Here is a 3,800-nt window from a genome sequence, read left to right on the forward strand (position 1 = left end):
GCACCGGCCGGTGGCCGGTGCGCCCACAGCGAAAGCCCCGGGTCCCGGCGTGGGCCCCGGCGACCTCCGCGTTAGGGTCGATCGAGATCGGCGGGAAGCTCCGCCGGCCCCCGTCCGCGGGGGTGGTCGACGCCAGGAGAGGGCCAGGGAACAGCGTGAGCGAGATCTTGAGCGCACCGGGACTGGTGACGCCGCAGCACGCCCGTACGCCGGGCACGCCGGGGATGGGCCTCGACGACAACGTCTACCAGCGGCTCCTGCAGCAGCGGATCATCTGGCTGGGCTCGGAGGTCCGCGACGAGATGGCCAACGCCATCTGCGCGCAGCTGCTGCTGCTGGCGGCCGAGGACCCGGACGCCGACATCTACATGTACATCAACTCGCCCGGCGGGTCGGTCTCCGCGGGCATGTCGATCTACGACACGATGCAGTACATCAAGCCCGACGTGGCGACCATCGCCACCGGCCTGGCGGCCTCGATGGGTCAGTTCCTGCTCTGCGCGGGTGCCGCGGGCAAGCGCTCCGCCCTGCCGCACGCGAAGATCATGATGCACCAGCCGCTGGGCGGCCTGGGCGGCTCCGCGAGCGACATCAAGATCCTCGCCGAGCAGATCATCATGACGAAGAAGCAGATGGCCGAGCTCATCGCCCAGCACAGCGGCCAGAGCTACGAGACCATCACCCGCGACTCCGACCGCGACCGCTGGTTCACGGCCGAGGAGGCGCAGGAGTACGGCCTGATCGACCACGTCGTCGGCCGTTCCAGCGAGGTCACGGGCGGCGGGGGCACCGGTGCGTGAGCCCGCGGGTCGCTCCCCGCTGCACCTCCCGCCGCACCTGACCGCCCAGATGGGAGACCGCCCGATGGACCAGCACAGCCGCTTCGACCCCGCGCTCGCGCCCTCGGCGCGCTACGTGCTCCCGCAGTTCGAGGAGCGCACGTCCTACGGGATGAAGCGCTCGGACCCGTACACCAAGCTCTTCGAGGACCGCATCATCTTCCTCGGCGTGCAGGTGGACGACGCCTCGGCGGACGACATCATCGCCCAGCTGATCGTCCTGGAGTCCCAGGACACCGATCGCGACATCATCATGTACATCAACTCGCCCGGTGGGTCCTTCACGGCGCTGACGGCGATCTACGACACCATGCAGTACATCCGTCCGGACATCCAGACGTACTGCATGGGCCAGGCCGCCTCGGCCGCCGCCGTCCTGCTGGCCGCGGGCGCCCCCGGCAAGCGCTTCGCCCTGCCCAACGCCCGCATCCTCATCCACCAGCCGGCCATGTCCGGCGGCGGCTACGGCCAGGCCTCCGACCTGGAGATCCAGGCCAACGAGATCCTGCGGATGCGCACCTGGCTGGAGGAGACGCTGGCGGCGCACTCGGGGCGCACCGCCGAGCAGGTCGGCACGGACATCGAGCGCGACAAGTTCCTCTCGGCGACCGAGGCCGTCGAGTACGGGCTCATCGACGAGGTGCTGCAGAGCCGCAAGGCCTCGCCCCTCACCCGTTAGGCAGCAGCGCACCGCGCGTCCCGGGGGGCCGGTCTGGCACCGTGTCCCCCGGGGGCGTCTAATGAGTCCGCGACACGCACCGGGCGGGTAGCGTGGACGAGTCGTGACGGTGCCGGGCGACCGGCTCCCGCGAGGTCCGCGGACCCGTCGAGCAGCACGAGGAGAGGAATCGTCGGTGGCACGCATCGGTGACGGTGGCGACCTGCTGAAGTGCTCCTTCTGCGGAAAGAGCCAGAAGCAGGTCAAGAAGCTGATCGCCGGTCCCGGCGTGTACATCTGCGACGAGTGCATCGACCTCTGCAACGAGATCATCGAGGAGGAGCTCGCCGAGGCCAACGACCTGGGCCTGGTGGAGCTGCCGAAGCCGCGCGAGATCTTCGAGTTCCTCGACCAGTACGTCATCGGCCAGTCGGCGGCGAAGAAGTCGCTGGCCGTGGCCGTGTACAACCACTACAAGCGCATCCAGGTGGGGGAGCCGGCCGCCAAGGGCCGCGACGACGCCGTCGAGATCTCCAAGTCCAACATCCTGCTGATCGGCCCCACGGGCTGCGGCAAGACCTACCTGGCGCAGACGCTGGCGAAGATGCTCAACGTGCCCTTCGCCATCGCCGACGCCACGGCCCTGACGGAGGCCGGCTACGTCGGCGAGGACGTGGAGAACATCCTCCTCAAGCTCATCCAGGCCGCCGACTACGACGTCAAGAAGGCCGAGACGGGCATCATCTACATCGACGAGGTCGACAAGATCGCCCGCAAGTCGGAGAACCCGTCGATCACCCGCGACGTGTCCGGTGAGGGCGTCCAGCAGGCCCTGCTGAAGATCCTCGAGGGCACCACCGCGAGCGTGCCGCCGCAGGGCGGGCGCAAGCACCCGCACCAGGAGTTCATCCAGATCGACACGACGAACGTGCTGTTCATCGTGGGTGGCGCCTTCGCGGGTCTGGACCGCCTCATCGAGGCCCGCGCCGGGAAGCAGGGCCTGGGCTTCGGCGCGCAGCTGCGCTCGACCGCCGCCGCGGCGGAGCCGACGTTCAGCGAGGTCATGCCCGAGGACCTCATGAAGTTCGGCCTCATCCCGGAGTTCATCGGCCGCCTGCCGGTCATCACGTCCGTGGAGAACCTCGACCGGGACGCGCTGGTGCGCATCCTCACCGAGCCGCGCAACGCCCTGGCCAAGCAGTACCAGCGCATGTTCGAGCTGGACGGGGTGGAGCTGGAGTTCAGCCCGGACGCCCTGGAGGCGGTGGCCGATCAGGCGATCCTTCGCGGCACCGGTGCGCGCGGTCTGCGCGCCATCCTCGAGGAGGTCCTCCTGCCGGTGATGTTCGACGTGCCCAGCCGCGACGACATCGCCCGCGTGGTGATCACCCGTGAGGTCGTGCTGAAGAACGTCAACCCGACCCTGGTGCCCCGCGAGGCGCCGGTCCGCAAGAGCAGCCGGGAGCGCCGCGAGAAGTCGGCCTGACCCCCGCGGCGCGCGTGCCGCCACGCCGGAGGGCCCCACCCGTGCCGAGCACGGGTGGGGCCCTCTGCGCTGGGGTACTCAGCCCTGCTGCAGGACCGCCTGCACGTCGATCGCCACCTTCAGGGTGGTGCCGAACACGGCGACGCCGATGCCGACGGCCTGGTTCCAGTTCATCCGGAAGTCGTCGCGGTGCAGCTCGGTGGTGGCCGAGAACGCCGCGCGCGTGCCGCCCCAGGGGTCCGGGCCGCTGCCGGTGTAGGTCAGCTCCAGGTCCACCGGGCGGGTGGTCCTCAGCAGGGTCAGCTCCCCGGGCAGGACCCAGCGGCCGCCGGCGCCGAGGCGCACCCCCGACGCGCTGAAGCGCAGCGCCGGGTGGTGCGCCACGTCCAGGAAGTCCGCGGCGCGCAGGTGCTCGTCGCGCTGGGCGTTGCCGGTGTCGATGGAGGAGGCGTCGATCTCCACCTGCACGCTGGAGCCGGTCGCGTCGGCGGGCACGGTGATCACGCCGCTGAAGCGGGTGAAGCGCCCGTGCACGGCCGACAGGCCCAGGTGGTGGGCGGTGGCGGTGATCGAGGAGTGGGCGGTGTCGATCTGCCAGACGCCGGGCGGGGGGACCTCGCCGCCGCCCTGGCGGCGCAGGCGGACCTCGCCGGCGTGCCAGGTGCCGTGCTGGGGCACCAGGACGCTGGAGGCGCGCGGTTCGTGCGCCGGGGGGGGGGGGGGGCGGGGGGGGGGGGGGCGGGGGGGCGGGGGGGGGGGGGGGGGGGGGGGGGGGGGGGGGGGCGCGGCGGGGGGCGGCGGCGGCGCGGGGGGGGCG

The 3,800-nt window shown here is 71.4% G+C and carries 4 protein-coding genes; 3 read left to right on the forward strand and 1 reads right to left on the reverse strand.

Going from position 1 to position 3,800, the window contains the following annotated elements; all coding sequences use genetic code 11:
- The first annotated feature begins 224 nt into the window (after window positions 1–224).
- The 3 genes from ACRYR8_RS20970 to clpX all read left to right on the forward strand — a co-directional run bounded on the left by ACRYR8_RS20970 (window position 225) and on the right by clpX (window position 2,983).
- The gene (locus tag ACRYR8_RS20970; RefSeq protein WP_432486149.1) at window positions 225–800 is read left to right on the forward strand and encodes an ATP-dependent Clp protease proteolytic subunit; all 576 of its coding nucleotides are present in this window, start codon (window positions 225–227) and stop codon (window positions 798–800) included.
- Between the two features lie 64 nt (window positions 801–864).
- Entirely contained in the window at window positions 865–1,518 is a 654-nt protein-coding gene (locus ACRYR8_RS20975; RefSeq protein ID WP_432486146.1) for an ATP-dependent Clp protease proteolytic subunit, read from the forward strand.
- 175 nt (window positions 1,519–1,693) lie between these two features.
- A complete protein-coding gene (gene clpX, locus ACRYR8_RS20980) occupies window positions 1,694–2,983 on the forward strand; it encodes an ATP-dependent Clp protease ATP-binding subunit ClpX (RefSeq protein WP_432486147.1) in 1,290 nt (429 codons plus the stop codon).
- A 78-nt stretch (window positions 2,984–3,061) separates the two neighbouring features.
- Here clpX and ACRYR8_RS20985 read toward each other — a convergent pair whose 3' ends face one another.
- Window positions 3,062–3,661: a YceI family protein gene (locus ACRYR8_RS20985; protein ID WP_432486211.1), complete on the reverse strand. Its 600-nt coding sequence runs from the start codon at window positions 3,659–3,661 to the stop codon at window positions 3,062–3,064.
- Window positions 3,662–3,800: the final 139 nt, after the last annotated feature.

Origin of the sequence: Kineococcus esterisolvens, from assembly GCF_050871405.1 — a bacterium.
In the GTDB taxonomy this organism is placed as follows: Bacteria; Actinomycetota; Actinomycetes; order Actinomycetales; family Kineococcaceae; genus Kineococcus.